Source organism: Pelagibius litoralis (assembly GCF_011683915.1).
Lineage (GTDB): Bacteria > Pseudomonadota > Alphaproteobacteria > Kiloniellales > Kiloniellaceae > Pelagibius > Pelagibius litoralis.
In genome coordinates, this window is record NZ_JAAQPH010000018.1 from 89,429 (window position 1) to 115,752 (window position 26,324).

Here is a 26,324-nt window from a genome sequence, read left to right on the forward strand (position 1 = left end):
CCAATGAACGACGCAGCCCCATGACCAGCGAAGAGCGGTTACCCAACATCGCGGCGCTGCCGGGCGCAGGGCCGATCCCGTCGGCAGAGTCCGCGGCAGAGCTTAGGGCCGGGGCCGCGCGGCCGCGCTGGCGTCCGACCATTGCCGCGATCCTGGTTTTCGGCTTTGCCGGCCTGGTCCTGGTGGCGGTTTCCGCGGTGCTTGGGATATCGCTGGGCGCGGCGCAGAAGAACACCACCTCCCTGATCCGCCAGACCGCCGAGTTCACCGTCGACAGCCTGATCGACCGGATCGGCCAGCATCTTGGCGTGGTCCACAGCCGTGTCGTTTTTATGGCCGAGATGGCAAAGCAGGGTGAGATTTCCGCCGATGACCGCGCGGGTTTGACCGAAATGCTGCTGGGTACCCTTGCCGGTGCGCCGCAGGTGACCGGGGTTGCTTTCTTCTCGGCGGAGGGCTGGTCGCAGCGCGTCGGACGCGGAGAGACCGGCATTGTCCGCCTCTATGATGCGGTGGAGCCGGATCCTGAGATCGTGCAGTTGGTCAAGCAGATGCGCGGCCGGCAGGAATCGGTCTGGGATGGTGTCTTCTGGGTCGAATCCCTTGAGCAGCCCCAGGTAACCGTCACGGCGCCGGCCTATCGCGGAGAAGACTACATCGGCGTTTTTGCCGCCGTCGTCTCAATCCAGGTGCTCTCGAACTACGTCGCGGACTTTGAACGGGAGTTCGATATCCACGCCTTTGTGCTCTATGGCCGCGACCGGGTGCTGGCCCATCCGGCCCTGATCGAAGCCAACACAATGGTGGGGCCGGACAAGCCGCTGTTGTCGCTGGAGGAGATCGGCGACCCGGAACTGGCGATGATCTGGAGCGACCGCGGCGAGCATATCGATATTCTCGAAGGCGAGGAGACAAGCCTTCTGGGGCATCTGATCCTGGACGGCGACGACCCGGTTTTCTATCTCTACCGCAGTGTCGAGGGTTATGGCCCCGAGCCCTTCTATATGGGCGTCTATGCGCGCAACAGCGAGATCGAGCAGTCGGAGATGGATCGGCTGCTGCTGGCCGGCTGGGTCGGCCTGGGCATCCTGGCGGCGTCGCTTGTGCTTGCGGTCGTTCTGGCGCGCAGCATCGCAAGACCGATCAGCGACCTTTCGACGGCGGCGCGGGCGATCAGCAGTTTCGATTTTCGCCGCGTGCCGGCAGCCAAGGGCAGTTTCTTCCGCGAACTGGACTCCGCCTCCGGGGCATTTAACTCCATGCTCAACGGCCTGCGCTGGTTCGAAACCTATGTGCCGCGTTCCCTGGTGCTGCGCCTGATCCAGTTGGGCGAGGACGGGGTGCAGTCCGAAGAGCGCCAGGTCACCGTCATATTCACCGACATCGTCGGCTTCACCGCGGCCAGCCAGAACATGTCGGCGCAGGAATTGGCTGATTTTCTGAACCATCACTTCGCTTTGCTGGCCACCGAGATCGAAAAGACCGGCGGAACCGTCGACAAGTACATCGGCGATTCGGTGATGGCTTTCTGGGGCGCGCCGGACGACCAGCCCGATCACGCCCTGCGCGCCTGCCGGGCCGCCAAGGCCATCAGCGCCGCGCTGCAGGCGGACAACCGTGAACGGATCGCCCGGGGTGCCCCTGCGGTACGCCTGCGCATGGGCGTGCATTCAGGCCCCGCCGTCGTTGGCAACATCGGTGCGCCGGGCCGTGTGAACTACACCCTGATCGGCGATACGGTGAACCTGGCAAACCGCCTGGAGGCTTTCGGCAAAGAAGTTGCTGCCAGCCTGCCCGGCGATCAGCCCGATGCCTTGATTCTGTTGTCAGAATCGACCCGGAAGGCCCTGGGGGACGATGAGGGGTTTTCCCTGGAGGATCTGGGCGAGCACCAGATGCGCGGGCGGATCGGCGCCATCGGCGTTTTCAGATTGCTGCCCGGAACGATTTCATCCGGAACGATTTCATCCGGAGCGACTTCATAAAGTAGCGCTCAGATAGGATCTGCTCTAACTGTTTGATGGTGATCGGATTCACATGTTTTGGCGCAACCACGAAGTGGTTCCGTCAAAACATGATCCGATCTAGGCGTCGGCCAGCAGGTCAAGCGGGCGTTTTACCCGGTCCAGCAGCAGCGCCTTCATTTTCTGTAAGGCGCGTTGTTCCAGCTGGCGCACACGCTCCTTGCTGACCCCGAGATCCTTGCCGAGGTCTTCCAGCGTTTTGGAATCGTCGCTCAGGCGCCGGGCCCTGATGATGGTTTGTTCGCGCTGGCTGAGTTCGAGCAGCGCCTGTTCGATCCATTCGCTGCGCGTCAGGCTGTCGTGGAAGGAGATTACCAGGTCTTCCGGGCTGGAGCGGTCGTCGGTCAGGTGATCCTGCCACTCGTCGTCGCCGTCCTCGCCGACCCGGGCGTTCAGCGACTGATCCGACGCGGAGAGCCGGCTTTCCATGTGATTCACATCGTGCAGCGGCACGGAGAGGTGCTTGGCGACCTCAACCCGGCCGTCTTCGTCGAAGGGCCGGCCGGAGGAATCCTCGATGCGGGCGCGCAGGCGGCGGAAATTGAAGAACAGGGTTTTCTGCGCCGCCGTGGTGCCGGTGCGCACGATCGACCAGTTGCGCAGAATAAAGTCCTGCATGGCGGAGCGGATCCACCAGGAGGCATAGGTCGAGAAGCGGACATTGCGTTCCGGCTCGAAGCGGCTGGCGGCCTGCAGCAGGCCGATGGTGCCTTCCTGGATGAGATCGCCCATCGGAAGGCCGTAGTTGCGGAACTTGGTCGCCAGGGAAACGACGAGACGGGTGTAGGCGCGGATCAGCTCATGCAGAGAGTCGGCGTCACCGTCGTCGCGCCAGGACCGGGCCAGCCGGTACTCTTCCTCGCGCGAAAGTAGCCTTTCCGACATCGATTGCCGGATGAACCTTGCCTGGGAACGCTGCGCCTGTGAGTCTTCGTAGAGAGGCATGGACAGACCTTTCACCCTCGTAACACTCAACCCAATATTAGAGTTTACGGTGCCCGGGTGGGGCTGGATCACAGCTTCTTTGGAAAAGTTCTAAATCATACGTAGACGTACGGTATCAGCGAAGTCTGATAGGCAGCTGGAATCGCCTTAAAAGATGGTTTTAGGCCTCAATTTGATCCTCAATGCGGCCATCTGCGCCAAAACAGGCGGCAAGCAGCTTGCCGCCGAATCCGCAGCCGGCGTCCAGGGTCGCCGTGAAATTGCCCAGCTCCAGGCCCGGATGGTGGGGGCTGAAGCCCCGCACGACACGGGCGAAGCCGTCATAGGGCGTTTCCATATCCGTGAAATGCGCCGCCCCCCACCAGAAACTGTCTTTCTGGGCTTCCAGGGGGCGTGCGGGGTCAAGGCCGGCGTTCACGAAGAGCAGGCCCTCTTCGCCACTGTGCTCCTTGGTGTAGGCGGCGCGGCGCAGGTTGCCGAGCAGTTCGTAATGCCCCGGATGTTGCTGAATGCCCTGCCGCAGGGCGCTGGTCCAGCGCGTCAACTGGCGCGGCCCGGCAGCGGCCTCGCGCAGGCCCTCGCCCGGATCGATCCCGTAGGCCTCCAGGCTGGCGGCAAGACCCTGATCCAGCATCCACTGCAGTACGCCCCTGGGGTCGGTCGCGAACTGGAGCTGCAGCAGCTTCTGCCACATCTCCTCCTGGCTGCCCCGCAGGAAAGCAACGTCGCAGGCAAAGGCATCGGGGCGCGCCATGAAAAGGCTGCGAAACCGCAGCAGGGCGTTGAGGGTGTTTATGGTGTCCGGGCCGCGCCCGATCATGTTGCCGAGATAGACCAGACGGTCGCCGAAGGCCAGCCGGCCGGTCAGGGCAAAATGAAGACGATCAAGCTGTGCCGCCTGCCCGTGGATCGAGGAGACCGCCCAGATCCGCCGGGCGCCATGAAGAATCGCGAATTTCTGGCGATTCCCCATGGTGCTGGCACCTTACTTCCGAAGAGATTGATCCGTCGGACTGCCCGGCCGGAACGCCCGGTCAGGCTGACCGGTCAAGCCGCCAGCAGCTTTTCCAGCTTGGTCGCGGCCGCGGTCTCGTCGATCTTTTCGACCGCTGCAAGCTCACGGGCCAGGCGGTCCAGGGCAGCCTGATACATCTGCCGCTCGCTGTAGGACTGGTCCGGCTGATCGGCGCTGCGATGCAGGTCCCGCACCACCTCGGCGATGGAGACGGGATCGCCCGAATTGATCTTTGCCTCGTATTCCTGCGCCCGGCGGCTCCACATGGTCCGCTTGGCACGGCTGCGCCCTTTCAGGGTTGTCAGCGCCGTATCCATCATCTTGCGGCTTGAAAGCTTGCGCAGGCCGGAGTTCGCGGCCTTGTTGACGGGAACCCGCAGGGTCATGCGGTCCTTTTCAAACTTGATAACGATCAGGTCCAGGGTTACCTCGGCAACTTCCTGAGTCTCGATACCCAATACCCGCCCAACCCCATGGGTCGGATAGACAACGTAATCACCCTCATCGTATTCGCTTTTTGCCATGCTCCGCTCTCTCCAATCGGCACCTTGTCCGGTCGCGGTTCCCCCTGAACTCTTTACGACCGAAGCTAAGGAACGCCTATTTCTGGGACCGTCGCGCAAAGCGATGCCAGGTCGCCAAGTAATCACACTGTCCGGGCAATGGTGCTTGCTGCTCCCCAAGACCAATGCACGAACGCAATGGCCGCGCCTCCGATTATCCTCGATGGCGCGTCCTTCACTAACAGCTCTTCATGTCATCTAATTATCACATACGGCGGTGAAAAACAACTACCGCAGGTGCGAAGAGCGCCGCTTCCCCAAGGGATAGAAGCCTATCAAGGCCCAACAAGGTTAATGCGCGGCACCAGGATCGGAATCAGACGATCAGGATAAAATTCCCGTTCCGGTGGTGTGATCCCGCCAATCCATCGATCAGGTGATTGACCGGCGGAAGTCCCGGGCGGGCCCAAGACACTCGACTTAGCCCACCGTTAATCAGAACCGCCCTACCTCAGAACCGCTGCTACCTCAGCCGTCGGTGTTGCCGGGATTGGCCGAGAAGTATTTTTCGTACTTGCCCTCCTGGCCGCGGAAGGTGTCGGCATCGGCGGGCGCCTCGCCCTTGCGGGTGATGTTGGGCCACTTGTTGTCGCTGTATTCGCGATTGAGTTCCAGCCAGGTCTCGGCCTGCGGATCGGTATCGGGAACGATGGCCTCCGGCGGGCACTCGGGCTCGCAGACGCCGCAGTCGATGCACTCGTCCGGGTGGATGATCAGCATGTTCTCACCCTCGTAGAAACAGTCGACGGGGCAGACCTCGACGCAATCCATGTACTTGCACTTGATGCAGGCTTCGGTAACGACGTAGGTCATCGTTCAACTCTCCTCGTGCGGCCGTTCAAGGCCCTCTTGATTGTTTCCATTATCTGAACAGCCGTTTTGGCGGCCTTATGATTCCGGCCCGAGGCGCGCCAGGGCGCGTTTGCGTGCCTCGCCGCTGTCCCGGTCGGATACGTGCAGCAGTCCGGCCAGGCGCCGCATCAGGTTCGACTCATAGTCGTGCAGCTCGCCGTCGGCATAAGCCACTTCCCACAGCATCTCCATCATCTCGACCCGTTCGTCCGCTGAGAAGGCATCGTTGACGACACGGGTGAAGCCGAAGATCTGGATCGACTGGTCGACCTTGTCGCTGGCCGCCTGCAGCAGCTCATGGCTGGCGGCTTCGCTCAACTCAAAACGGCGCTGGACCAGTTCGATGATCTTGCTGCGCTCCGCCGTGCCGAAGTCGTCATCCATCTGTGCGGCCTCGACCAGCAGGGCCACCGCTGCGAGCTGCAGCTGGTCGGTCCCGTGGTTGCCGGCGGCGGTTGGTCCAGCGTCGAGCTGGTCGTTGAAAAACGCCTTGATTTTATCGAGCATGGCTTTGCCTATCACCCTGCGTTGTTCGGTGCAACCCCAGGCCTCGTGCGGTCTTTGGCGCTTGCCGACGACCCGGGGCCTGGCATAGCTTGCCTCTGCAGAGAGGTCCCGATCCGATGCCCGATCCAATAAACGAGCAGACGCCAGCCTTACCCGAAGAAGCGGCCCCGCCGGGCCCGGAGGCGCGCCGCCATGCGCCCGCCACCGCACGCAATCGTGAACCGATCGCCGCCGCTCTGGCCGACTGGCTGCCGGCTTCCGGCCGCCTGCTGGAACTGGCCAGCGGGACCGGGGAGCATGCGCTCTACTTTGCCGCCCGGTTCCCCCGGATCGTCTGGCAGACCAGCGAGCCCGACCCGCAATCGCGCCTCAGCATCCAGGCCTATCGGCAGGATGCGGCCCGGCAGGCAGCAGGGGCTGCCAACCTGCGCGCGCCGCTGGCCGTCGACGTGACCGCCGACGACTGGCGCCTGCCAGCTGATGAGGCGGTCTTCGATGCCATGGTCTGCATCAACATGATCCACATTGCGCCCTGGGCGGCGGCGCAGGGGTTGTTTGCCGGGGCCGGGCGTCACCTTGCCGCGGGCGGCGGCCTGTTCGTTTACGGTCCCTTCAAGCGTGGCGGTACTCACACGGCCCCGTCCAATGCGGCCTTCGATGAAAACCTGCGCAGACAGAACCCGGCCTGGGGGGTGCGCGACCTGGAGGCGGTGACGGCCCTGGCGCAGGACGCCGGCCTGTCGCAACCGTTGATCCGCGAAATGCCCGCCAACAATCTGGCACTGTGGTTCGCCCGGCAGGATGCGGAGTCGGCGTAACCGTGACCACGGCAGAGACCACCCCAGAGGTCACCCCAGAAACCAGCGCGACCCGGCGCTATCCGGACACCTACTACGTCGCCACGGCCAAGGGCCTGACGGCGCCGCAGCCGCTGGACGGCAGCACAAGCTGCGATGTCTGCATCGTCGGCGGCGGCTACACCGGCGTTGCCACAGCCCTGCACCTGGCTGAGCGCGGCTATAAGACCGTGGTGCTGGAAAGCCAGCGCATCGGCTGGGGCGCCTCCGGGCGCAACGGCGGCCAGTTCTGCAGCGGCCAGCGTGTCGAGCCAGCGGCGATGACCCGCCTGATGGGCGCCGAACGCGCGCGGATGCTGTGGGATCTGGCGGAGGAATCCAAGGCCATCGTGCGGGAGAGGATCGCCCGCCACGCCATCGACTGCAACCTGCGCCCCGGCCTGATTTCCGCCGCGTTCAAGGCCGCGCACCTGCAGGAGATTCTCGACTATGCCACCGGCCTGCGCGACGACTACGGCTATGCGCACATCCGCCCGGTCTCACGCGAGGAGATGCGCGAGATGCTGGGCAGCGATCTTTATCACGGTGGCTGCATCGACACCGACGCCGGGCATCTTCATCCCCTGAACTACGTGCTCGGCCTGGCCGCGGCGGCGCGCGAAGCCGGTGCCCGGATCTGTGAGGAGACCCCGGCCACCGCCCTGACGCGCCAAGGCGGGCGTCATTTGGTGCGCACGCCGCAGGGCGAGGTGACGGCGGATATACTGGTGCTCGCCTGCAACGGCTATCTCGGCAAGATCGAACCGCGCATTGCCGGGACGATCATGCCGATCAACAATTTCATCATCGCGACCGAACCCCTGGGCGCGGCGCGCGCGCGGTCCATCATCAGCAACGACGCGGCGGTCGCCGATTCAAAACACGTGCTCGACTACTACCGCCTCTCGGTTGACGGACGATTGCTGTTCGGCGGCGGCGAGTCCTACCGCGCGGCCTATCCCCGGGATATCGCCGGGCTGGTGCGGCGCTGTATGCTCCGGGTCTTTCCCCAGCTGGCCGACGTGAAGATCGACCATGCCTGGGGCGGCACCCTGGCGATCACGATGAACCGCCTGCCGGCTTACGGCAGGCTCGGAGAGGACACCTACTACGCCCAGGGCTTTTCCGGTCAGGGCGTGGCGCTGACCTCGCTGGCGGGCAAAGTGATCGCCGAGGCCATCGCGGGCGACAGCGCGCGCTTCGACCTTCTCGCCTCGGTGCCGACGCCGGCCTTTCCCGGCGGCACCCTGCTGCGCTGGCCCAGCCTTGTCGCCGGCATGGCCTACCACGCCCTGCTGGACCGGCTTTAGGGTTTCCCGCCGCCTGTTTCCCCATTTCCGGCCCCGCGGCGAACGCCCGGCTGTTGATTCCTCTGCCATTGAACCTTTCCGCCTGCCGCTGCGCCTAACCCTGCAGAACACAACGCTGCGGCCTGGCAGGTCCCGCGGCTCGGCTCCAGAAGATCGAGGAAAATTCAATGAAAACCAAAGCTTTAAGCCTTGTCGCCCTGGCGGCGATTTCCGCTGGCGTCCTGAACCTTTCCGTGCCCGCAGAAGCGGCGAAGGAGAAATTCGAACGGACAAAACCGCATGTCAATGTAGGTACCTCGAGCCCGAATGCCGACAAAAGCCTACCCGTTGCCCCCAAGGCAGGCAGAGAGATCAAGCGCTCTCATGCGGAACTGGTCTTCAAACAACCCTACCCCAACGGCCCGCTGGTCGGGGCGCCGATGTCCGGGTATTGCGGCAGCAACCAGGGCGGCGGTGTTGCCAAGTCCGTGGTCATCGCGGTGAAGAACAACGGTAACGAGACGGCCGGCCATTTTATGGTGAAGGTCGATTTCCTGGATTACCCCGGAACCAGCGCCCGTGCCTACGGTCCGATCAATCCCGGCCCTTCTGCCGATCTGGATTCCTTCGTCATTCCGCAGCAGGCTTGGAAGAATGGCATGGCACGTTTCACAGTGGAGATCGATTCACAAAATGAGGTCGACGAAGGCCTCTCGGGTGAAGCGAATAACTATATGGAAGGCTACTGCGTCGCCCCGGCCGGCTGAACCCGGATGACAGGTTGAACGCAGTTGAAGTGAAAGGGCGCGGGCGCTGCAAAACGGCACCCGCGCCCGCTCTACATTTCATCCTCAACGAAAAGACAGTAGTCTGCGGCGTTTTCCGCGAAGAGCCGGCATCAGGTATGAACGCAACGGCGCAGATCAGACAGCTTGAGAGCGCGGTGACGGACAGCCCGTTGCTCGGCCCGGTTCTCGCGGCCTGGGGTGAGATCGCGCTGCCGGATGTCCGGCTGGTTGCCGGCGCCGTTGCGCAAACGGTCTGGAACCAGGCGCATGATTTCCCGCCCGTTTTCGGCATCAGCGATATCGACCTCGTCTACTTCGATGCGGCGGATCTCTCCGAAGAGGCCGAGGTACGGCACAGCCGGCGGATCAACGCGCTCTTCGACGGCGCGTCGACGCGTTTCGATGTGAAGAACGAGGCGCGGGTGCACCTCTGGTATGAAGCCAAGTTCGGTTATGCCATCCCGCCCTACCGCTCGGCCGAGGCGGCCATCGCCACGTTCCCCACCACCGCGACCGCGGTCGGCATCCGTCCTTCCAAAGGGGGCATGGATATCTGCGCGCCCTTCGGCTTCGACGATCTGATGCGGCTTATCGTCCGCCCGAACAAGACGCAGATCACGGCGGCGATCTACCGGGCCAAGGTCACGCGATGGCAAGCGCTCTGGCCGAAGCTGACGGTTGTCGGGTGGTAGCGCTGCTATGCCGTGCCGCCGACCACCGCGCCCAGCACCTCGACGGCCTCTTCGATCCCGGCGTCCCAGGCGTGGCCGCAGCTCAGGCAGACACAGTTGCGGTAGCACCCGGCGGCTGTCGAAATCCTTCGGCCGCTCACGATGTCCGGTTTGGCAACGGCGACTGGTTCGGCGAGGAGCCGCGTGTCTTCCGCCTTGGCTTCGGCCTGCTTTCCATGCCGGACCTTGCGGCCGGACTGGCGGCGCTTTCAGCGGTGCTCCGCCGGGCGACCCGGAATGCTGCGTGACGGGTTATGACCTATTTGTGTTCTCTAAGGTTGTGATGGCGATGTTTTGAACCCTCCGGTCTTGTGCCGACGACAACTGGTCTTTCAACGATATTGAAAGGACGGTTGTCGTGTTTAAACATCTCTTCAAAATAGCTTTTTCAGTTGTCTTGGCATCGTCGGTTCTGATGACGGCATCGGGTGGTGCGCTTGCGCAAAGCAATAAGACGTTCTCGACAAACAAGAACTCTATTCCTGTTGTCATTCAGACAGATGAAGGAAGAGAGGTTGTCCGCTATTCGCAGCTTAACCCTACGCAAAAACGCCAGCTTGATCGCGTACTGTTATCGCTGAAAAACGCGGGTCCGGACCTGCCCCCTTTGAACCAAAGTAAGATCCGGCTGAAGGCGATCGACCGCAATCCTGAAGCGGCGGGATGCGGCTTCAACTCAACGGGCTCGGAACCGTTTCAATTCGGTTGTTGGATCGGCGGTAAGGTTTGCTATGTGTCGGCGGGACCGGGCGGCGTAGATGGCGGTTGTCACCAATGCAATGGCACCAACTGTCCCAAAGACTGAACTTCCGGCAACTGGCACAGGGCGTCTGTCTTCAGGATCGCGGAGACGGCTTCAGGTCAGCCGCAAGGGCGCCCCTGTGCCTCATGAAATACCTGGAGTAGACGCACCAGGTCCGTTCCAGGATGCAACGTTGTTCGGCGCTGCCCGCTCTGCACGGCCAGAGCGGGCAGTTTTCCTTTTGGGGGGAAGCGCCGGAATTTATCGCCAGGTCACTCCGGTTCGCGAAGCCTGTCCAGGTCGCGGCGCTCGCGCTTGGTCGGGCGGCCCGTACCCGGATCGCGCAGGGCGATCTTTGCGGTGGCCGAGGGCGTACCGCGGGGCAGGCGGCTTTCCGCTTCCGGCGGTTTCAGGTCCTCGTAGAGCGCCTGGGCCTCGCTGGCGGGGCCGCGGCGTTCGGCCAGGGCGACGACCCTGATCACCCGGATGTGGCACGCCTGGGGAAAGGTCAGAACGTCCCCGGCCCGCACCTTGTGGTGGGGCTTCACCACGCCCTGCCCGGAAAGACGCAGCTTACCCGCCTGGCAGACCTTGCTGGCCAGGCTGCGGGTTTTGAAGAAGCGCGCGTACCATAGCCACTTGTCGGCGCGCAGCCCTTTGCCGGTTTCGCTCATGTTGCGGTCACAGCTTACTTGCCGCTGAGGGCCAGGTTGCGCAGCACCGCGAAGGGCGAGTCGGCATAGCGCTTCTCATCCTCCAGGCTTTGACGCGACGGTTTCCTGCCGCGCTTTTTCGGCCGCTTGGCGGGTTTGTTTTCTGCCGTCGCTGCCACGCCCGCCGCAGCGTTTTGACGCGGTTTTGCACGGGCACCCCGGCGGCTGTAGCTGACGGTGCCTTCGCCTTCCTGTTGCCGGCGATAGCCGAGGGCGAAGAGCAAAACCGCCATGTCCGCTTCCGTTGCCTCCGCCAACTTGCAGAGCTCGGCGGTCAGGCTCAGCGATCCGTTCTCGGCCGACAGGCGGTACGCTTCGCGGGAGAGACGTTCCAGCACGTCGGCCCTGACCGCCAGGGGCGCGCCGCTTCTGCGGGTTGCCAGCCGAAAGCCGAGGGCATGGCAGAAGCCCTCCACGTCGCGGGTCAGGCTGGCGGCATCGGTCAGTTCGAAGAGTTTGGTGCCGACCGACGGCAGGGGCGGTTCTTCGCAGCCCGCCCGCAGGGCCCAGAGACGGGCACGCAGTTGCAGCATGCGCGGCTGCTGCAGCCTGGGCAGGAACAGGCTGGCCGCGCCAAGCCTGACGCCGAGCGCCGCCAGGGCCTTGCGGTCGGCCTTGGTCAGCAGGGCGATCTGGGCGCTCAAGGGGCGGCGCGGCAGGGTTCCCAGCGCCTCGACAAGCTGGAAGAGCAGGCCGCGGCCGGGGGCCGAAAGCTCGGCCTTCTGGACCGCGATGAGCGGCTTCAAGGTGGCCTGGATATGGCGGGTCAGCCAGAGCATGCAGCGCTTGCGCAGCCGCTCGCGCGCCGGGCCGTCCAGGAAGTCGCTGTGCAGCACCTCGATCCCAGGTGTCAGTGCCGTGTCACCGGCCTGCAGGCGGGCGACCGGGGTACCGCGCCAGGTGATTTCGTTGCCGCTGAGGGCAAAGGCGCCGTCGTTGTCCTGCTCCAGCTGCTTGATGCGCCGGGGGATCTCGCCCACCAGGGCGCGCCTTGCGGCGGCCAGCAGGGGGCGGGCGTCCTCGCCCTTGGCCTCTTCGTCCAGTTCGAATCGGAAGCCGGCGAAGCGCCCGACGAACTCGCCTTCCACCACCACCTCGCCGTTCTTGCGCACGGCGCCGATCAACTCGCCGTCGCCGCGCAGGCGGCGCACCAGCACCGCCGCGCGGCGGTCGACGAAACGCTGGGTCAGGCGTTCGTGCAGGGCATCGGAAAGGGCGTCCTCGATGGCCCTTGCGCGGTCCTGCCAGTGTTCGACGTCATCCAGCCAGTCGCCGCGATGGGTGATATAGGTCCAGGTGCGGATATGGGCGATGCGCGCGACCAGCTGGTCGATGTCGCCGTCGCTGCGTTCCAGCCGGGCAAGCTGGGCGGCCACCCAGTCTTCCGGCAGGCGGCCTTCGTTGGTCATCAGCCTGACATAGATCTGCGCCAGCAACTGGGCGTGATGGTCAGAGAGGATCTTGCGGAAGTCCGGCACCTGGCAGACTTCCCAGAGCAGGGCGACGTTTGCCGGCGTGGTCGCCAGGGCGGCGATCTCGGCCTCCTTTGCCAAGATCGCCAGGGCGACCTGGTCGTCGGCCTGCTGGGCCAGCAGCATCTCCGGGCGCGGCGGGCGGCGGTCGAGGCTTTTCAGCAGGTGCTCGGGATCGCGGAAATCCAGATCCGGGTTGCGCCAGTGGACGAAGGCCAGCGGCGGGAAGACATGGTTCTCCACCGCCTCCACCAGACTGTCGCTGAGCGGCCCGATTTCCGTCGTGGTGCCGAAGGTGCCATCGTTCATGTGGCGCCCGGCCCGCCCGGCGATCTGGCCGACCTCCGGCGCGGTCAGGCGGCGCTGGCCGCGGCCGTCGAACTTGCGCAGCTTGGCGAAGGCCACGTGGTCGAGGTTCAGGTTGAGGCCCATGCCGATGGCGTCGGTGGCGACGAGGTAGTCGACCTCGCCGGCCTCGAACATCGCCACCTGGGCATTGCGGGTGCGCGGGCTCAGCGCCCCCAGCACCACCGCCGTGCCGCCGCGCTGGCGGCGCAGCAGCTCGGCCGTGGCGTAAACCTCGGAGGCGGAAAAGGCGACCACGGCGGAGCGCGGCGGCAGGCGCGTCAGCTTCTGCGGCCCGGTATAGCTGAGGGTGGAGAAACGCGGCCGGGTGACGAAGATGGCTTCGGGCACCAGGGCCTGCAGAACCGGGCGGATGGTTTCGGCGCCCAGAAACATGGTCTCGGCGAAACCGCGGGCATGAAGCAGGCGGTCGGTGAAGATATGGCCGCGCTCGGGGTCGGCGCAGAGCTGGATCTCGTCCACCGCCAGAAAGGAAACCGGGCGGTCGACCGGCATGGATTCGACGGTGCAGCAGAAGTAGCGCGCGCCCGGCGGGACGATCTTTTCCTCCCCCGTGACCAGGGCGACCTGGGCGGCGCCCTTGATCTGGACGATGCGCTCGTAGTTTTCCCGCGCCAGCAGGCGTAAGGGGAAACCGATCATGCCGCTGGAATGGCCGAGCATGCGGTCGATGGCCAGATAGGTCTTGCCGGTGTTGGTCGGCCCCAGAACGGCGGTTACCTGGGCCTTATCCTGCGCTTGCGCGAAAAGCGACATAGCCTACAGAATCGGGATTTTACGGGCTCATTGCAAGCCTTCCCTGGCCGCCCGGCGTGACGCATCAGGGCTATTTTCGGGCAGCGGAAGGCCCCGTCAGCGGCACGAAGGCGACCGGCAGCAGCGCTTTTTCGCTCAGGCTGCCGTCGGCGGCCTTGTCGATCCTCACCAGGGTCTGGCGCGGGCGGCGCCAATGGGCCGGCGTGGCGGTGTCCTGTTCTTCCAGGGGGATGATCATCCGCCCGCCCGGGGCGAGCTGGTCCAGCAGGACGCCGGGAACCCTGTCGGCGGCGGCGGTCACCAAAATGGCGTCGAAGGGTGCGGCCTCCGGCCAGCCCGCCGCGCCGTCGCCCTGGCGGCAATGGACCCGGTCATAGCCCAGGTGCGCCAGCTTTGCCGCCGCTTCGGCCGCCAGGCCCGGCAGCACCTCCAGGGTGAAAACCTCGGCCCCCAGTTCGGCCAGCATGGCGGCCTGATAGCCTGAGCCGGTGCCGACCTCCAGCACGCGGCTGCCCGCCGTTATCTCTGCCTGGTCGCTCATCACCGCGACGATGAAGGGCTGGGAGATGGTCTGCCGCCCGCCGATGGGCAGGGGCTGGTTCTCGTAGGCCGCTGCCGCCTGCCGGCCGGGCACGAAGGCATGGCGCGGCACTTTTGCCAGGGCTTGCAGCACCTTGCCGTCCAGCGGCTCATCGCCCAGCCAGTCCGCCGCCTCGGCGGCTTCCGCCACCACCGCTTCCACCATGGCGGCTCTTTCCGCCTGGCGCACGGTGGCATGGTGATCGGTCATGATGCGGTCCTCTCCGGCGGTTTTCCTTAGGGGGGAGGGCTTGTAGTCCTTATAGATAGCGCACATATCTGTCGGCGGCTGCGCTCTTTTCTTTGAGGAGAGCGGCAGGCCCAAGCAATCAAGAAGCACGAAACGAAAGATTTGGTGATGGCGCAGGAAGAAATGCAGTTTCAGGCGGAGGTCAGCCGCCTTCTCGATATCGTCGCTCACTCGCTCTATTCGGAAAAAGAGATCTTCCTCAGGGAATTGATCTCCAATGCCTCGGACGCCTGCGACCGGCTGCGTTACGCGGCCCTGACCCAGCCGGAACTGATGGGTGAGGACGGCAGCTTCGCCATTCGCCTGAAGGCCGACCCCGGCGCCAAGACGCTGACCATCGCCGACAACGGCATCGGCATGGGCCGCCAGGATCTGATCGACAACCTGGGGACCATCGCCCGCTCCGGCACCGCCGCCTTCGTCGAGCAGCTGGAGAGCAAGCCGGAGGGGACCAGCCTGATCGGCCAGTTCGGCGTCGGCTTCTATTCCGCCTTTATGGTCGCCAAGCAGGTCGAGGTCAGCACCCGCAAGGCCGGCGAGGCCGAGGGCTGGCGCTGGACCTCCGACGGGCAGGGCGCCTTTAGCGTGGCCGAGGACGGCGAGGCGCCGGCGCACGGCACCCGTATCGTCCTGCACCTGCGCGACGGCGACGAGGAATACCTCGATCCCATGCGGATCCGCCAGATCGTCGCCACCTATTCCGACCACATCGCCGTGCCGGTGATCCTGGAATCGCGCAAGGAGGACGAGCCCGACCAGACCCTGAACGCCGCCTCGGCGCTCTGGACCCGGCCCAAGAGCGAGATCACCGAGGAGCAGTACAAGGAATTCTACCACCATGTCGGCCACACCTTCGACGAGCCCTGGCTGCGCCTGCATTTCAAGGCCGAGGGCGTGCTGGAATACACCGGCCTGCTGTTCATCCCCTCGACCAAGCCCTTCGACCTGTTTCACCCGGACCGCAAGACCGGGATCAAACTCTATGTGAAGCGTGTCTTCATCACCGACGACTGCAGCGAACTGCTGCCGTCCTACCTGCGGTTCCTGCGCGGCATCGTCGATACCGAGGACCTGCCGCTGAACGTCAGCCGTGAGCTGCTGCAGAACAACCCGCGCCTGGCGAAGATCCGCAGCGCCCTGGTGAAGCGGGTGCTGGGCGAATTGAAGAAGAAGGCGGCAAAAGCGCCGGAGGAATACGCGACCTTCTGGAATACCTTCGGCGCCGTCTTCAAGGAGGGCCTTTACGAGGACCAGGCGCAGCGCGACACCCTGATCGAACTGGCGCGCTTCCGCTCCACCGCGGGCGAAGGGCTGGTCAGCCTGGCCGACTATGTCGCGCGCATGAAACCGGGCCAGGACGCCATCTATACGATTACCGGCGGCGACCCGGAGGCCCTGGCCAAGAGCCCGCAGATCGAAGGCTTTGTCGCCAAGGGCGTCGAGGTGCTGCTGCTGAGCGACCCGGTCGACGACTTCTGGCTGACTGCCGTGCCGGACTATGACGCCAAGCCCTTCAAGTCGGTGACCCGGGGCGGCGCCGATCTGGACAAGGTGGCCAAGCCGGAGGGCGAGGAAGAGAGCGATACGGAGAAGTCCGAGGACAGCAGCCCGGCGCTGGATGCCTTGATCGCCTTCGTGAAGCTGACCCTGAAGGATGCCGTGAAGGACGTGCGCCCTTCCGGGCGCCTGACCAGCAGCCCGGTCTGCCTGGTGGCCGACGAAGGCGACATGGACATGCATCTGGAACGGCTATTGAAACAGCAGAACCAGCTTGAGCGCAGTTCCGCCCGGATCCTCGAAATCAACCCGGATCACGCCCTGATCAAGGCGCTGTCGGATCAGGTCGGCAAGGACGGTGCGGGCGGTGTACTGGAAGATGCAGCCTGGCTGCTGCTCGACCAGGCGCTGGTCATGGAGGGCGAACCGCTGCCCGATGCCGCGGCCTTCTCGCGGCGGCTGTCCGCCCTGGTCGAAAGAGGCCTCGTTTCCGGCGGCTAGAGCAGATCCCGGTCGGATGGAATCGCCGAAGGCGATCCATCGACCGGGTGAATCTGCTCTCACTGTTTGATGGCGATCGGATTCACATGTTTTGGCGCAACCAAGAAGTGGTTCCGTCAAAACATGATCCGATCTAGCGTATTGTTTGGCTGCCGGCGTGAACCGATGCCTTGGCGCCACGCCGAACGCTGAGGATGCCGGGATGTTCATTGATGAGGTGTCGACAGCCGTCAGATCAGGTCCCATCGCGGTCGTGCCTTACGATCAGCTCTGGCCGGCAGTCTTCGAGCAGCTCCAGGAAGCGATCAGGCATACGCTCGGAGAAACCGCATTAGAGGTCCATCACATCGGCAGCACCGCCGTTCCGGGTTTATGTGCCAAGCCCAAGATCGACATTGATGTGGTTCTGCGCTCGGCCGATGACATCGTCAGGTCTGTCGATCTGCTCAAAGAGACTGACCGTGAGTACCATGGTGATCCGTACAACGATGGTATGTGGACCTTTACCAGCCGCCGCGGTCTTTCTCCCGGACATCGAATATATCTGTGCGCTCCCGGCACGCCCGTTCATCTGAAACGCATCTTGTTCCGGGATTATCTTCGCGCTAACCCCGAGGCTGCCGCAGCATACGGTGCTTTGAAACGAAAGCTCGTCATCGACTCAAAGGGCGTTTGGAGGGCCTATACCGAAGGCAAGACTGCCTTCGTGGCGGATGTGGTCGAACGGGCGCTATCCCCGGAACCTGAATAGATCTGCAGTAACCAGGGTTGCGCTCAGCTGGTTGTGTCGAGGTCGAGGATCGCCGCGCCCAGAACGGGGCCGGTGGTGCCGGCCTGGACGATCACCGCACAGCCGCCACGGCCTTCGCCGCGTGCCGCAGCGATATCCAGGGAAAACTCCATGGCCTCGCCGGTCCAGCGGCCGAGCTTGCGGTATTCGCGCACCACATTGGCGTTGTGGATGGAACGGCCGCCGTTCTCGCCCCGCGCCACGTCGGTCTTGTGGTCGTCGTCGAACATGACCAGATAGACCGTCGCGCCCTCCGCCGGTGCGTGGCCGGCCGAGAGGGAGACCTTGCCGCCGTCGTCGGGCGCCAGGGTGACGTCCACCACGCTCTTGCGCTTGGCGGCTTCCTCGATCGCCTCGGTCACCGCACGGCGATGGCTGCCGACCAGGTCCTTGCGGCCGTCCACCACGATCTGCGGCGTATAGACATAGCGCAGGCCCAGCGTCCGGGCGTAGTCACGCTGCCGCTGGGTGTATTCCGCCGAAGCGAAGGGGTCTTTCCAGCCGATGTAGTCCCAATAGTCGACGTGGAAGGACAGCGCCAGCAGGCCCGGGCGGTCCGCCAGTTCGTCCAGCAGCGCATCGGCCGGCGGGCAGGAACTGCAGCCCTGGGAGGTGAAGAGTTCGACCACCACCGGACGCGCATTGCCGCTGAGCTCGGCCAGCTGCAGGGGCTCGGCTTCTGCCGACGCATCGAAGAAGGACGGAGACTTGGTGATGGCTTGTCCGGTCCAGGCTGCAATGCCGGCAACCAGGACAACAGCGCCAAAGGCGATAGAAGTGCGACCCATGGCCGGGGACGTTACGGATCGCGGCGCTCACTGGCGAATCACGTTCCGGTGACGGCGGGGTTCTGCCTGTAAGCTTATGTTTTTATATGGAAATTACGTGGTTATCGGCTTGGTGACCCGGACCTCGACATCCATGTCGATAAAGTCCCCGGTGGCGCCGTAGAAAGTACCCTGCACCGGCACCGCCTGGGAGGGTTCGCGCGCCACGGCGACCCGGATCAGATTGGCGCCGCCGACCTGCCCGTTGGTGGGGTCGAACTCCACCCAGCCGGCCCCGGGCAGGTAGATCTGCACCCAGGCATGGGTATCGCCGGCGCCTTGCACGCCGTTGGTTACATCGCTCTCGGGGGCCTGGTCGTCTTCGACGGCGGGATCGTAGAGATAGCCGGAGACGAAGCGGGCGGCAAAACCGAGCGCGCGGGCGACGCCCATCATAAAGACCGCCAGATCGCGGCAGGTGCCGCTGCCTTTTTCCAGTGTTTCCGCCGGTGTCTGCACGCCGATCGCATAGCGCCGCTCATAGCGGAACTCCGCCTGGATCGCGCTGTTGATGCGGGTCAGCAGGTCCTGGGTGCCGACGGGCCCGCTGCCTTCGACAAAGCGTTTCGCCCAGGCATCCACCTTGCGGTCCGGATCGGGGTAGTGGCGCTCGACCGAGCGGCCGAGATCGGCAATTTCCTCCGCCGGGTAACTGAAGGGGTAGGTCTGGGCATAGGGCTCGATCGCAAAGTCCGGATAGTCGAGACCGTAGTGATCGATGACCACGCGGCTTTCGAAGCGCAGTTCGCTGGCGGCCTCCTGAAACGAGGCGATGGCGATGGAATTGGAGAAGACGTCGTGCATCCAGCGGATGTCCGCCTGGGGCGCGATGATCAGGGCGGTATTGACCAGACGTATGTCGTGACTGTCGCGGGGCCGGAACATCAGCCGGTGCTCGCCGAAGGTGACCGGCCGTTGATAGCGATAGACCGTCGTATGGGTAACCGACAGCAGCGTCATGTGAGCTCGATTTGATAAGGGACGCAGGGTCCTCTGGGCCTAGGATCCTTGAAGCCCGGGGCAGCGGCATCCTAAAGCATGACAGGGTCGTTGGGAACCGTTCGCGGGTTGCCCTCCCCAAATCCCCGTCCCGCTTGAAACCCCGGTCTCGCTTGGCGAGGGCCGCCTGCCCGTGATATCGACGGTCACGACTGTCGCGGGATGCTCCGCAACGTTTTCCTGATTTTGCGGAGAAGCCTGCATGATTTATCTCGTCCGCCACGGCCAGACCGTGTGGAATTCCATCGGCCGGCTTCAGGGCCAGAAGGACTCGCCGCTGACCGCCAGGGGCGTTGCCCAGGCCGGGGCGATGGGCAGCCTGCTGGCCGAGACCCTGAGGCGCGAGAACGCAGCGCCGCCGAAGATCGTCTCAAGCCCGCTGGGCCGCGCCTGGCAGACCGCCGCCATCGTGGCCGACCGCCTGGGCATCGACCCTGCCGCGATTACGCTGGAGCCGCGGATCGCGGAAATCTCCTTCGGCGACTGGGAAGCCCGCAGCGAGGCGCAACTGGCGGAACTGTTCCCCGAAACCTGGGCGGCCCGGCAGGCCGACAAGTGGAACTACATTACGCCCGGCGGTGAAAGCTACGCCCTGGTCGCGACCCGCCTGAAGAGCTGGATGGCGGAGCTGGAAGACGGCGCACCCCTGGTGGCGGTCAGCCATGGGCTTGCCGGGCGTATCCTGCGCGGGCTCTATCTGAAGGCGACGCCGGAAGAAGTCTTCGCCATGGACGAACCGCAGGACGGCTTCTTCCGTCTGGCGCAGGGTGTCGTGACGCGCTTTGATGTGGAGACGGAGGACGCCTGAACCGGCGTGATCGCCTCCCGGCAAGAAGGCGATACAAGAAAGCGATAAAGGAGTTTGCGATGCCGCTTCCCACGTTTCACATGATCGATGCGGCGCCGCAGCCGGTGGCCACATTTTCACATGCGGCGGAGATTGACGGCTGGGTCTTCCTGACCGGTCAGATGCCGACCTGGCCGGATGAGCCCGAGCGCGCGCTGCCCGAAGGCATCGAAGCGCAAACCCGGCGCGTGATGGATAACCTCATCATCGTGCTGGAGGGCGTTGGGCTAAGCCTTCGGAACGTGGTGCAGGCGCGGGTCTACATCACCCATTTCGAACGCGACTACACGGCGATGAACCAGACCTACCAAAGCTATTTCGAAGAGGGCAGGCTTCCGGCCCGCACCTGTATCGGCGTGACCGGGCTTGCGGTCGGCGCACGGGTTGAAATCGATGTCGTCGCCAGGCGGCCCTAGAATGTTTTCGACTTACGTCGAAGCGGTTCCAGCCCGCACCTCCTCCCGGCCACCCATAGGATACTGACATTGGGTGGCCGGGAGGAGGTGCGGGCCGGAGCCGTCTAAACCGGAAAGAGTCCAACCGCGCCGCGCCTTAATTCGGATCCGCCGGGGGCGCATAGAGGGCAAAGACTTCGGCGCCGGTCATGTTCTGGGTCTGGTTGGCGAAGTCGTAGAAAGCCGGCTTTTCGTCGATGAAGATCTGGCTTTTCAGCGTCAGGCTGTCCTGGCCGTCCAGAATGCCGGCGTAGATGACATAGCTGTCCGCTTCCACGATCCGGTAGTAGAGATTGCTGCCGCAGGTCTTGCAGAAGCCCCGCTCGGCCCAGTCGGAGGAGCGATAGGCGGTCACATTCTCCCGGCCCTCGATCTCGATGTCCTGGCCGACATCGAGCGCCATGGCCGGCCCGCCACTCCAGCGCCGGCACATGCCGCAGTGGCACACGCCCGCATCCTTGTGTTCGCCGGTCACCGTGATCTTCACCGCGCCGCAAAGGCAGTGACCGGTCATCTTGCTGTCGTCGGACATGGTCTGCTTCCTCGCTGTCTGTGAAACCGCTTCAAGAATAGCAGCATTTCCATCCGGCCTTCTTGATCCCTGTCAAAGAGAGCCGAAACAAGGCACTGGCCGTTGACAGTCTGTCGTTTATATTTTATCTTTTAGTAAATTAACTAGATGGTTTTGTTTTATGACGACCAACCAACTCGACAGGACGCTCTCGGCACTGGCGGACCCAACGCGCAGGGCGATTCTCGCCCAACTGACATCGGGCGAAAGAACCGTCACCGAGCTGGCGGAACCCTTCGAGATGACGATGCCGGCCGTCACCAAGCACATCAAGGTTCTGGAAAAAGCCGGGCTCGTCGAGCGGAGCAGGGATGCTCAGAAGCGGCCGTGCCGGCTGCGGGCGGCGCCGCTCAAAGAGGTTTCCGACTGGATTGAGGAATACCGGCAATCCTGGGAAGAGAGCCTGGATCGCTTGGGCGGTTACCTGCAGGAACTTCAATCGACGGGAAGAGGGCATGGCAGAAAAGAGCATATCGGTAGCCGCAAAAACAAACGCCGCAAATGAACTGGTATTTACGCGCACCTACGATGCGCCCTGCGCGCTTGTGTTTGCCGCCTGGACCGACCCGCAGCACATCGGCAGATGGTGGGGTCCCGAAGGCTTCACCACCACGACGCATGCGATGGAAGTCAAGCTGGGCGGTGTCTGGGACTACGTTATGCACGGCCCGGACGGCACGGATTACCCGGGCAGGAGCGTCTATACCGAAATTGAAAAACCCGAACGCCTGGCTTTTTCCAATGTCGGCGGAAAGGCGGATGATCCGCACCTCACCTGTGAAATGTCCATCCTCTTTGAGGAAGCTCAGGGGAAGACGAAGCTTACCCTACGCATGCTCTTCCCCTCGGCGGAGGCCGCTGAACACGCCAGGGAACTCGGCGCCGAAGTCGGCGGAACCGAGAGCCTCGAACGTTTGGCCAAGGTCCTGCGCGAAGCGACTGACTGAGCTGGCCGGTTTAGGCCTTTCACAAACAGGCGATACGGCCGCGAGAAGGTCTTGAGCAGGGAGAATTTCATGACAAGAGAACTCGCCATTCTGACGTTCCAGACTCTCGACGGCGTCATGCAGTCGCCCAAACTGCCGGAGGAAGATCCTTCGGGCGGATTCAGACATGGCGGCTGGGCGGACCCGCATTGGGACGGCGTGATGGAACAGGTCGGCAAAGAGGCTATGGCCGCGCCCTACGACCTTCTGCTCGGCCGAAAAACCTACGCGCTGTTCGCGCCTCATTTCTCCGCTGCCGGTGATGAAAACCCGATGAACAGCGCAAGGAAGTATGTCGCGACCTCAACCCTGACCAGGCTCGACTGGAACAATTCCGTGGCCCTGACAGGCGATATCGCCAAGGCGGTTTCCGGTCTCAAGAACCAGGAGGGTCCATTGCTGCAGGTCCACGGAAGTTGGCAGTTGATTCAGACCCTGCTGGTCCATGATCTGATCGACGAATTCAGACTCTGGACGTTTCCCGTGATCGTTGGCCCGGGGAAACGGTTGTTCGGCGAGGGCGCGATCCCGAAGAACCTGACGCTTCTGAAAGCGGATACCACCGCGACGGGGGCGACGATGAGTATCTATCGGCGGGGCGTGTCTACCGGCGGAACGGCGGGGTCTGACGCGGCAGGCTGAAACGCCGTCTGTCGCCTGGCGATAGCGATGAGTGGGTATTGCTGCACCCCTGTATAAGCCTGTGGTTGCGCACCCGTTATTCAGGTGGTGTCGGGCGTTGACTGCCTTTGCGGAAACATCGTTGACAAGGATGAAAAGGAACCGGCAGAAGCATGATCCCATGCTCAAGAGCCTCAAATTTTTCGCCCCTGTGCTGATTCCCTCCTGGCGGTTCTTTGACACCATTGCGGCTTCCCCCCGCATCGAATTCGCCCTTCTTGGCGCGGCGGATGAAACTGCCGCCGACTGGCAGGAGTTCCGCCCCCGTCCTCAAAACCTGTCGTTTGGCACAGTTCTGCGCCGTCTTTTCTGGAACCCCAACTGGAACGACACGCTTTTCCTCACCAGCTGCGCCGAACGCCTGCTTGAAAATCCGACCGAGCACAGCGTCACCGAAATCAGCACCCGCATCGCGGCCAGCCTGAACCCGGCCGAGGGTGATGAGTTCTTCCAGTTCCGGCTGGTCCTCATCAGCCGCGCGGGCGACGACTTGCAAAAAGAAGTCGCCTATATCTCACCACGTCAACTCATGACCCGCCCCGGCGCCTGACCCGCCATGGACTTCGATAGCGCCCAGCGCCTGACCGAAATTCTCCTGGCGCTCGCTTTCCTGCAGCAAAGCCTTGAGCACCTGAGTGCGGCAAGGGACGAGCAGCGCCTCTTTGCGCTCCGCATCGTTCTCTCTCTGCTCCTTCTGTTTGGGGTGCAAAGCCAATGGGCGACAGTGGGTCTCGTGATCCTGAGCCTGCCCATCCTGCATCGCTTCCAGGGCCCCTATAACGGCGGCAGCGACCGCATGGGTCTGCTGATCCTGATTTGCCTTTGCCTGAGCCATTTCGCCCCGAATCAAAGCTGGAAAGACATCGCCCTTGGTTACCTCGCCCTGCAGCTGGTGCTGTCGTATCTGATCTCCGGCTGGGTCAAGATCGTCAATCCGGACTGGCGCAGCGGCCGCGCGCTCAGCGATGTCTTTCAGTTCTCCGCCTACCCCGTGAGCGAGAATCTCAGATCGATCGCCAGGCAACCGCGCCTTGTCCTTGCGGCGTCCTGGGCGGTCATGCTTTTCGAAATCGCTTTCCCCGCGACCTTGCTGCACCCTGTTACCCTCATCGCGGGCCTCAGCGTTGCGGGCCTGTTTCACCTTGCCAACGCGGTCCTCTTCGGCCTAAACCGTTTCTTCTGGGTCTGGCTTGCGGCCTATCCCTCGATCCTTTGGCTTCAGCACCGTGTATTTGCCTCGATCCAGTTTTGAAGCCGACAACCGGGTGCCGGGTTTGCGGGTGTTGATGAACCTCGCCGCGGTAACCGCGAACCATGCGGGAGCAGATGAGTCTCTTCTATGCCTTTTTTTAAGAGACATAGAGGCCGGCTATGCGCAATCTTTAACGTTTCGTTAACCACCACTTGCGTAAGCAGGCGGCACCCGCCGTATTTAACAACATTCTAGATCGATCCCCTTTTTCTCTCGGGGGCAGACACAAGGAAAAAACGATGACAGTGACGAAGACGCAGCTTGCCGATGCCTATGCCGCAGCCCTGACCAAGGCGCTCGGCGATGACTGGGGAACGACCTTCAGCCGCCGCGACGCGGGCAAGCTCCTCGATGCCCTCTGGCCGGTCATGTCCGACCTTGCGCTGAAAGACACCAGCAAGACGACACCGGGCAGCGTGCCGATGGGCAATCTCGGCCGTCTGAAGATGCGCTACAAAGCGGCCACCAAGGCGCGCAAGGGCACCAACCCTTTCACCGGTGAGCCGGCCACCTTCAAGGCCAAGCCCGCGACCCTGACGCCGCGCTTCACCGCCGGCAAGGTGCTGAAGGACCAGGCCGCCAAGCATTCCAGGAAGCTGAAGTAAACTTCTGAAGGCCCATGATGGGCTCCTTAAGAAAAAGGCCCCTGCCGTCGGCGGGGGCCTTTGTCGTTGCGGCTGATGGCGGGAGAGCTTCCTGCCTTTCGGTATGCGATGGAAGCGGTTATTCGTAGTAACCTGGCTCCTCTGGGTAACCTGACTCCGCAGCATAACCCGACCACAGCGCAACCCGTCCGAGGGTACCCCTGCCAATGTCCAATCCCGCTTCTCCGCTGGCCGGATGGCTCGCCGCTTTCGGTGTCGTCGTCATCTGGTCCGGCTGGGTCGTGGTGTCCAGGCTCGGCGTCGTCCAGACACTGACCATCCACGACATGATGGCGTTGCGCTTCGCCGTCGCCACCGTCGCCGTGGCGCCCTTCGTGTGGCGCCACTGGCCGCGAAAGCTGCGCTGGTGGCAGGTCGCGGTGATCGCCTGCGGCCAGGGCGTGCCCTATTTGGGGTTCGCTTTCGGCGGCCTGCAGTTCGCGCCGGCCTCTCACGCCGGCATCATGATGAACGGCACTCTGCCGGTCTTCGCCGCCGGTCTCGGCTGGCTGTGGTTGAAGGACCGGCCGGACCGCTGGCGGGTAACCGGTATGGCGGTGATACTGGTTGGCTGCGGCCTGATTGGTTGGGACCGGGACTCCGGTGGGGTCGCGCCCGATGCCTGGATCGGCCATCTCATGTTCCTGGCGGCGGCGCTGTTCGTTGCCGTCAACCTGATCGGCACCAAGGCCTGGCAGCTGACGCCCATGCAGGCGATGGTCTGTATTCCGACCATCAACCTGCTGTGGTTCGGCCCGCTCTATCTGGCCTTCCTGCCAAAGGCGGTCAATCAGGCGCCCTGGTCGGAAATCCTGCTGCAGGGCGCCTATCAGGGCCTCGGCCCCAGTGTGGCGGCGGTGTTGCTCTTTACCACCGCGATCCGTTCCATCGGAACCGCCTCGACCGCCGCGATGCTGGCGATGGTGCCCGGTATGGCTGCCCTGCTGGCCATTCCGGTGCTGGGCGAGTGGCCGAGCGCGCTCGCCTGGGCGGGGCTGGTCTTCGCCACCGGCGGCATCCTGCTGGCCGCCGGCTGGCAGCCCGCCAAAGGCCGGTGAAGGGCGACGGCAAAAGCGGACATCGGTCACAGCTTCGCACGGTTCCTGCGCCCTACTCCTCAAAGCGATCCGTGGCGTCACGATCGCGGTCGTATCGTCTCGTGAGCGGAAACGGCGGCAACCACGACTCGCGGCGGACGGTCCAGAGTTCGTAGCTTGGCACCAGTTGGTCGGGGGCATCCAGGGATCCCAGGTTCACTTCGATTTCGTCTGCGCTGCGGGCGAAAATGGACGAGCCGCAGCGGGGACAGAAAAACCGCCCGGCGTAGTCGCGTGTTTCGCCATCGATGGTCACCGCATCCTGAGGGAACACCGCGGAAGCGTGAAAAAGCGCGCCATGATGCTTGCGGCAGTCGAGACAGTGACAAAGGCCGACCCGGTAGGGGCGCCCCGACGCCACAATCCGGACGTTGCCGCAGAGGCAACCGCCGGTGAATCGGTCCATGCTGCGTCTCCTCCAAAATCAAGCGGTCGGCATGGTTACAACGAACGGCACGGCCGTTGCAATTGCCCGCCGCGGGCTCCTAGATCGGATCATGTTTTGACGGAACCACTTCGTGGTTGCGCCAAAACATGTGAATCCGATCGCCATCAAACAGTTAGAGCAGATTCACCCGGTCGATGGATCGCCTCCGGCGATTCCATCCGACCGGGATCTGCTCTAGGGTCTGTACCCAATTAGGGGATTCCAGTTGAGTTGGATTTGTGATTCAAGTTTCCAAGGATAGGAGGCTTGAATGGCAAGGCAGCTGTTTTGGTTGAGTGAGGAGGAATGGGCGCGCATTGAG

The 26,324-nt window shown here is 63.6% G+C and carries 30 protein-coding genes; 18 read left to right on the plus strand and 12 right to left on the minus strand.

Annotated elements, in window-relative coordinates:
* Positions 1 to 20: 20 nt before the first annotated feature.
* Positions 21 to 1,985 (plus strand): adenylate/guanylate cyclase domain-containing protein, encoded by a 1,965-nt coding sequence (locus tag HBA54_RS21025; protein WP_167228337.1) that lies wholly within the window; start codon positions 21 to 23, stop codon positions 1,983 to 1,985.
* A gap of 99 nt (positions 1,986 to 2,084) precedes the next feature.
* Here the strand turns inward: HBA54_RS21025 and HBA54_RS21030 are convergent, their stop codons facing one another.
* The 5 genes from HBA54_RS21030 to HBA54_RS21050 all read right to left on the minus strand — a co-directional run bounded on the left by HBA54_RS21030 (position 2,085) and on the right by HBA54_RS21050 (position 5,906).
* Positions 2,085 to 2,969 carry an RNA polymerase factor sigma-32 gene (locus tag HBA54_RS21030; RefSeq protein ID WP_167228339.1) on the minus strand — a complete coding sequence of 295 codons (885 nt, stop codon included), beginning with the start codon at positions 2,967 to 2,969 and terminating at the stop codon, positions 2,085 to 2,087.
* Positions 2,970 to 3,129: 160 nt separating this feature from the next.
* Positions 3,130 to 3,942, minus strand: coding sequence for a metallophosphoesterase family protein (locus HBA54_RS21035; protein WP_167228341.1), 813 nt, complete (start codon positions 3,940 to 3,942; stop codon positions 3,130 to 3,132).
* A 74-nt stretch (positions 3,943 to 4,016) separates the two neighbouring features.
* Positions 4,017 to 4,508, minus strand: a complete 492-nt coding sequence (locus HBA54_RS21040; protein ID WP_167228343.1) for a CarD family transcriptional regulator — start codon at positions 4,506 to 4,508, stop codon at positions 4,017 to 4,019.
* Positions 4,509 to 5,015: 507 nt separating this feature from the next.
* Complete coding sequence (fdxA, locus tag HBA54_RS21045) at positions 5,016 to 5,360, minus strand: ferredoxin FdxA (protein WP_167228345.1); 345 nt, start codon at positions 5,358 to 5,360, stop codon at positions 5,016 to 5,018.
* 75 nt (positions 5,361 to 5,435) lie between these two features.
* Positions 5,436 to 5,906, minus strand: a complete 471-nt coding sequence (locus HBA54_RS21050; RefSeq protein WP_167228347.1) for a tellurite resistance TerB family protein — start codon at positions 5,904 to 5,906, stop codon at positions 5,436 to 5,438.
* 116 nt (positions 5,907 to 6,022) lie between these two features.
* Between HBA54_RS21050 and HBA54_RS21055 the strand changes: the two genes are divergently transcribed.
* From HBA54_RS21055 to HBA54_RS21080, 6 genes are all read left to right on the plus strand, one after another.
* On the plus strand, positions 6,023 to 6,724 hold the full coding sequence (locus HBA54_RS21055) for a DUF938 domain-containing protein (RefSeq protein ID WP_167228349.1): 702 nt from the start codon (positions 6,023 to 6,025) through the stop codon (positions 6,722 to 6,724).
* 2 nt (positions 6,725 to 6,726) lie between these two features.
* Positions 6,727 to 8,052 carry an NAD(P)/FAD-dependent oxidoreductase gene (locus tag HBA54_RS21060; RefSeq protein WP_167228351.1) on the plus strand — a complete coding sequence of 442 codons (1,326 nt, stop codon included), beginning with the start codon at positions 6,727 to 6,729 and terminating at the stop codon, positions 8,050 to 8,052.
* A 167-nt stretch (positions 8,053 to 8,219) separates the two neighbouring features.
* Positions 8,220 to 8,798 (plus strand): CARDB domain-containing protein, encoded by a 579-nt coding sequence (locus HBA54_RS21065; RefSeq protein WP_167228353.1) that lies wholly within the window; start codon positions 8,220 to 8,222, stop codon positions 8,796 to 8,798.
* A gap of 137 nt (positions 8,799 to 8,935) precedes the next feature.
* A complete protein-coding gene (locus HBA54_RS21070) occupies positions 8,936 to 9,511 on the plus strand; it encodes a nucleotidyltransferase family protein (RefSeq protein ID WP_167228355.1) in 576 nt (191 codons plus the stop codon).
* Entirely contained in the window at positions 9,505 to 9,798 is a 294-nt protein-coding gene (locus HBA54_RS28770; protein WP_205944805.1) for a hypothetical protein, read from the plus strand. The genes HBA54_RS21070 and HBA54_RS28770 overlap by 7 nt, the downstream gene beginning before the upstream one ends.
* Positions 9,799 to 9,908: 110 nt before the next feature.
* Positions 9,909 to 10,355: a hypothetical protein gene (locus tag HBA54_RS21080; RefSeq protein WP_167228357.1), complete on the plus strand. Its 447-nt coding sequence runs from the start codon at positions 9,909 to 9,911 to the stop codon at positions 10,353 to 10,355.
* A gap of 209 nt (positions 10,356 to 10,564) precedes the next feature.
* On the opposite strand, the gene HBA54_RS21085 is transcribed toward HBA54_RS21080, so the two are convergent.
* The 3 genes from HBA54_RS21085 to HBA54_RS21095 all read right to left on the minus strand — a co-directional run bounded on the left by HBA54_RS21085 (position 10,565) and on the right by HBA54_RS21095 (position 14,455).
* Positions 10,565 to 10,966 carry an RNA-binding S4 domain-containing protein gene (locus HBA54_RS21085; RefSeq protein WP_167228359.1) on the minus strand — a complete coding sequence of 134 codons (402 nt, stop codon included), beginning with the start codon at positions 10,964 to 10,966 and terminating at the stop codon, positions 10,565 to 10,567.
* 14 nt (positions 10,967 to 10,980) lie between these two features.
* A complete protein-coding gene (locus HBA54_RS21090; protein ID WP_167228361.1) occupies positions 10,981 to 13,599 on the minus strand; it encodes a helicase-related protein in 2,619 nt (872 codons plus the stop codon).
* A gap of 70 nt (positions 13,600 to 13,669) precedes the next feature.
* Positions 13,670 to 14,455, minus strand: coding sequence for a protein-L-isoaspartate(D-aspartate) O-methyltransferase (locus HBA54_RS21095; RefSeq protein ID WP_437126235.1), 786 nt, complete (start codon positions 14,453 to 14,455; stop codon positions 13,670 to 13,672).
* A gap of 81 nt (positions 14,456 to 14,536) precedes the next feature.
* On the opposite strand from HBA54_RS21095, the gene htpG reads away from it, so the two are divergent.
* Positions 14,537 to 16,426 carry a molecular chaperone HtpG gene (gene htpG / locus HBA54_RS21100; protein WP_167228365.1) on the plus strand — a complete coding sequence of 630 codons (1,890 nt, stop codon included), beginning with the start codon at positions 14,537 to 14,539 and terminating at the stop codon, positions 16,424 to 16,426.
* A 202-nt stretch (positions 16,427 to 16,628) separates the two neighbouring features.
* Positions 16,629 to 17,177 (plus strand): GrpB family protein, encoded by a 549-nt coding sequence (locus tag HBA54_RS21105; protein WP_167228368.1) that lies wholly within the window; start codon positions 16,629 to 16,631, stop codon positions 17,175 to 17,177.
* A gap of 23 nt (positions 17,178 to 17,200) precedes the next feature.
* Here HBA54_RS21105 and HBA54_RS21110 read toward each other — a convergent pair whose 3' ends face one another.
* Positions 17,201 to 18,004: a DUF1223 domain-containing protein gene (locus HBA54_RS21110; RefSeq protein ID WP_167228370.1), complete on the minus strand. Its 804-nt coding sequence runs from the start codon at positions 18,002 to 18,004 to the stop codon at positions 17,201 to 17,203.
* Between the two features lie 93 nt (positions 18,005 to 18,097).
* Entirely contained in the window at positions 18,098 to 19,003 is a 906-nt protein-coding gene (locus HBA54_RS21115) for a transglutaminase family protein (protein ID WP_167228372.1), read from the minus strand.
* A 241-nt stretch (positions 19,004 to 19,244) separates the two neighbouring features.
* Between HBA54_RS21115 and HBA54_RS21120 the strand changes: the two genes are divergently transcribed.
* Complete coding sequence (locus HBA54_RS21120) at positions 19,245 to 19,850, plus strand: histidine phosphatase family protein (RefSeq protein WP_167228374.1); 606 nt, start codon at positions 19,245 to 19,247, stop codon at positions 19,848 to 19,850.
* A gap of 59 nt (positions 19,851 to 19,909) precedes the next feature.
* Positions 19,910 to 20,305 carry a RidA family protein gene (locus tag HBA54_RS21125; protein WP_205944806.1) on the plus strand — a complete coding sequence of 132 codons (396 nt, stop codon included), beginning with the start codon at positions 19,910 to 19,912 and terminating at the stop codon, positions 20,303 to 20,305.
* 136 nt (positions 20,306 to 20,441) lie between these two features.
* On the opposite strand, the gene HBA54_RS21130 is transcribed toward HBA54_RS21125, so the two are convergent.
* Positions 20,442 to 20,876, minus strand: coding sequence for a GFA family protein (locus HBA54_RS21130; RefSeq protein WP_167228377.1), 435 nt, complete (start codon positions 20,874 to 20,876; stop codon positions 20,442 to 20,444).
* Between the two features lie 160 nt (positions 20,877 to 21,036).
* Here HBA54_RS21130 and HBA54_RS21135 point away from each other — a divergent pair, with 160 nt between their 5' ends.
* The 7 genes from HBA54_RS21135 to HBA54_RS21165 all read left to right on the plus strand — a co-directional run bounded on the left by HBA54_RS21135 (position 21,037) and on the right by HBA54_RS21165 (position 25,536).
* A complete protein-coding gene (locus HBA54_RS21135; RefSeq protein WP_167228380.1) occupies positions 21,037 to 21,420 on the plus strand; it encodes an ArsR/SmtB family transcription factor in 384 nt (127 codons plus the stop codon).
* Positions 21,371 to 21,862: an SRPBCC family protein gene (locus tag HBA54_RS21140; protein ID WP_167228382.1), complete on the plus strand. Its 492-nt coding sequence runs from the start codon at positions 21,371 to 21,373 to the stop codon at positions 21,860 to 21,862. The genes HBA54_RS21135 and HBA54_RS21140 overlap by 50 nt, the downstream gene beginning before the upstream one ends.
* A gap of 69 nt (positions 21,863 to 21,931) precedes the next feature.
* On the plus strand, positions 21,932 to 22,543 hold the full coding sequence (locus HBA54_RS21145; RefSeq protein WP_167228384.1) for a dihydrofolate reductase family protein: 612 nt from the start codon (positions 21,932 to 21,934) through the stop codon (positions 22,541 to 22,543).
* A gap of 160 nt (positions 22,544 to 22,703) precedes the next feature.
* The gene (locus HBA54_RS21150; protein ID WP_167228386.1) at positions 22,704 to 23,132 is read left to right on the plus strand and encodes a hypothetical protein; all 429 of its coding nucleotides are present in this window, start codon (positions 22,704 to 22,706) and stop codon (positions 23,130 to 23,132) included.
* Positions 23,133 to 23,138: 6 nt separating this feature from the next.
* Positions 23,139 to 23,834, plus strand: a complete 696-nt coding sequence (locus HBA54_RS21155; RefSeq protein ID WP_167228388.1) for an HTTM domain-containing protein — start codon at positions 23,139 to 23,141, stop codon at positions 23,832 to 23,834.
* Between the two features lie 239 nt (positions 23,835 to 24,073).
* The gene (locus tag HBA54_RS21160) at positions 24,074 to 24,439 is read left to right on the plus strand and encodes an HU family DNA-binding protein (RefSeq protein ID WP_205944807.1); all 366 of its coding nucleotides are present in this window, start codon (positions 24,074 to 24,076) and stop codon (positions 24,437 to 24,439) included.
* Between the two features lie 206 nt (positions 24,440 to 24,645).
* The gene (locus HBA54_RS21165; RefSeq protein ID WP_167228390.1) at positions 24,646 to 25,536 is read left to right on the plus strand and encodes a DMT family transporter; all 891 of its coding nucleotides are present in this window, start codon (positions 24,646 to 24,648) and stop codon (positions 25,534 to 25,536) included.
* Positions 25,537 to 25,588: 52 nt separating this feature from the next.
* On the opposite strand, the gene HBA54_RS21170 is transcribed toward HBA54_RS21165, so the two are convergent.
* Positions 25,589 to 25,981, minus strand: a complete 393-nt coding sequence (locus tag HBA54_RS21170) for a GFA family protein (protein WP_167228392.1) — start codon at positions 25,979 to 25,981, stop codon at positions 25,589 to 25,591.
* Between the last annotated feature and the right edge of the window lie 343 nt (positions 25,982 to 26,324).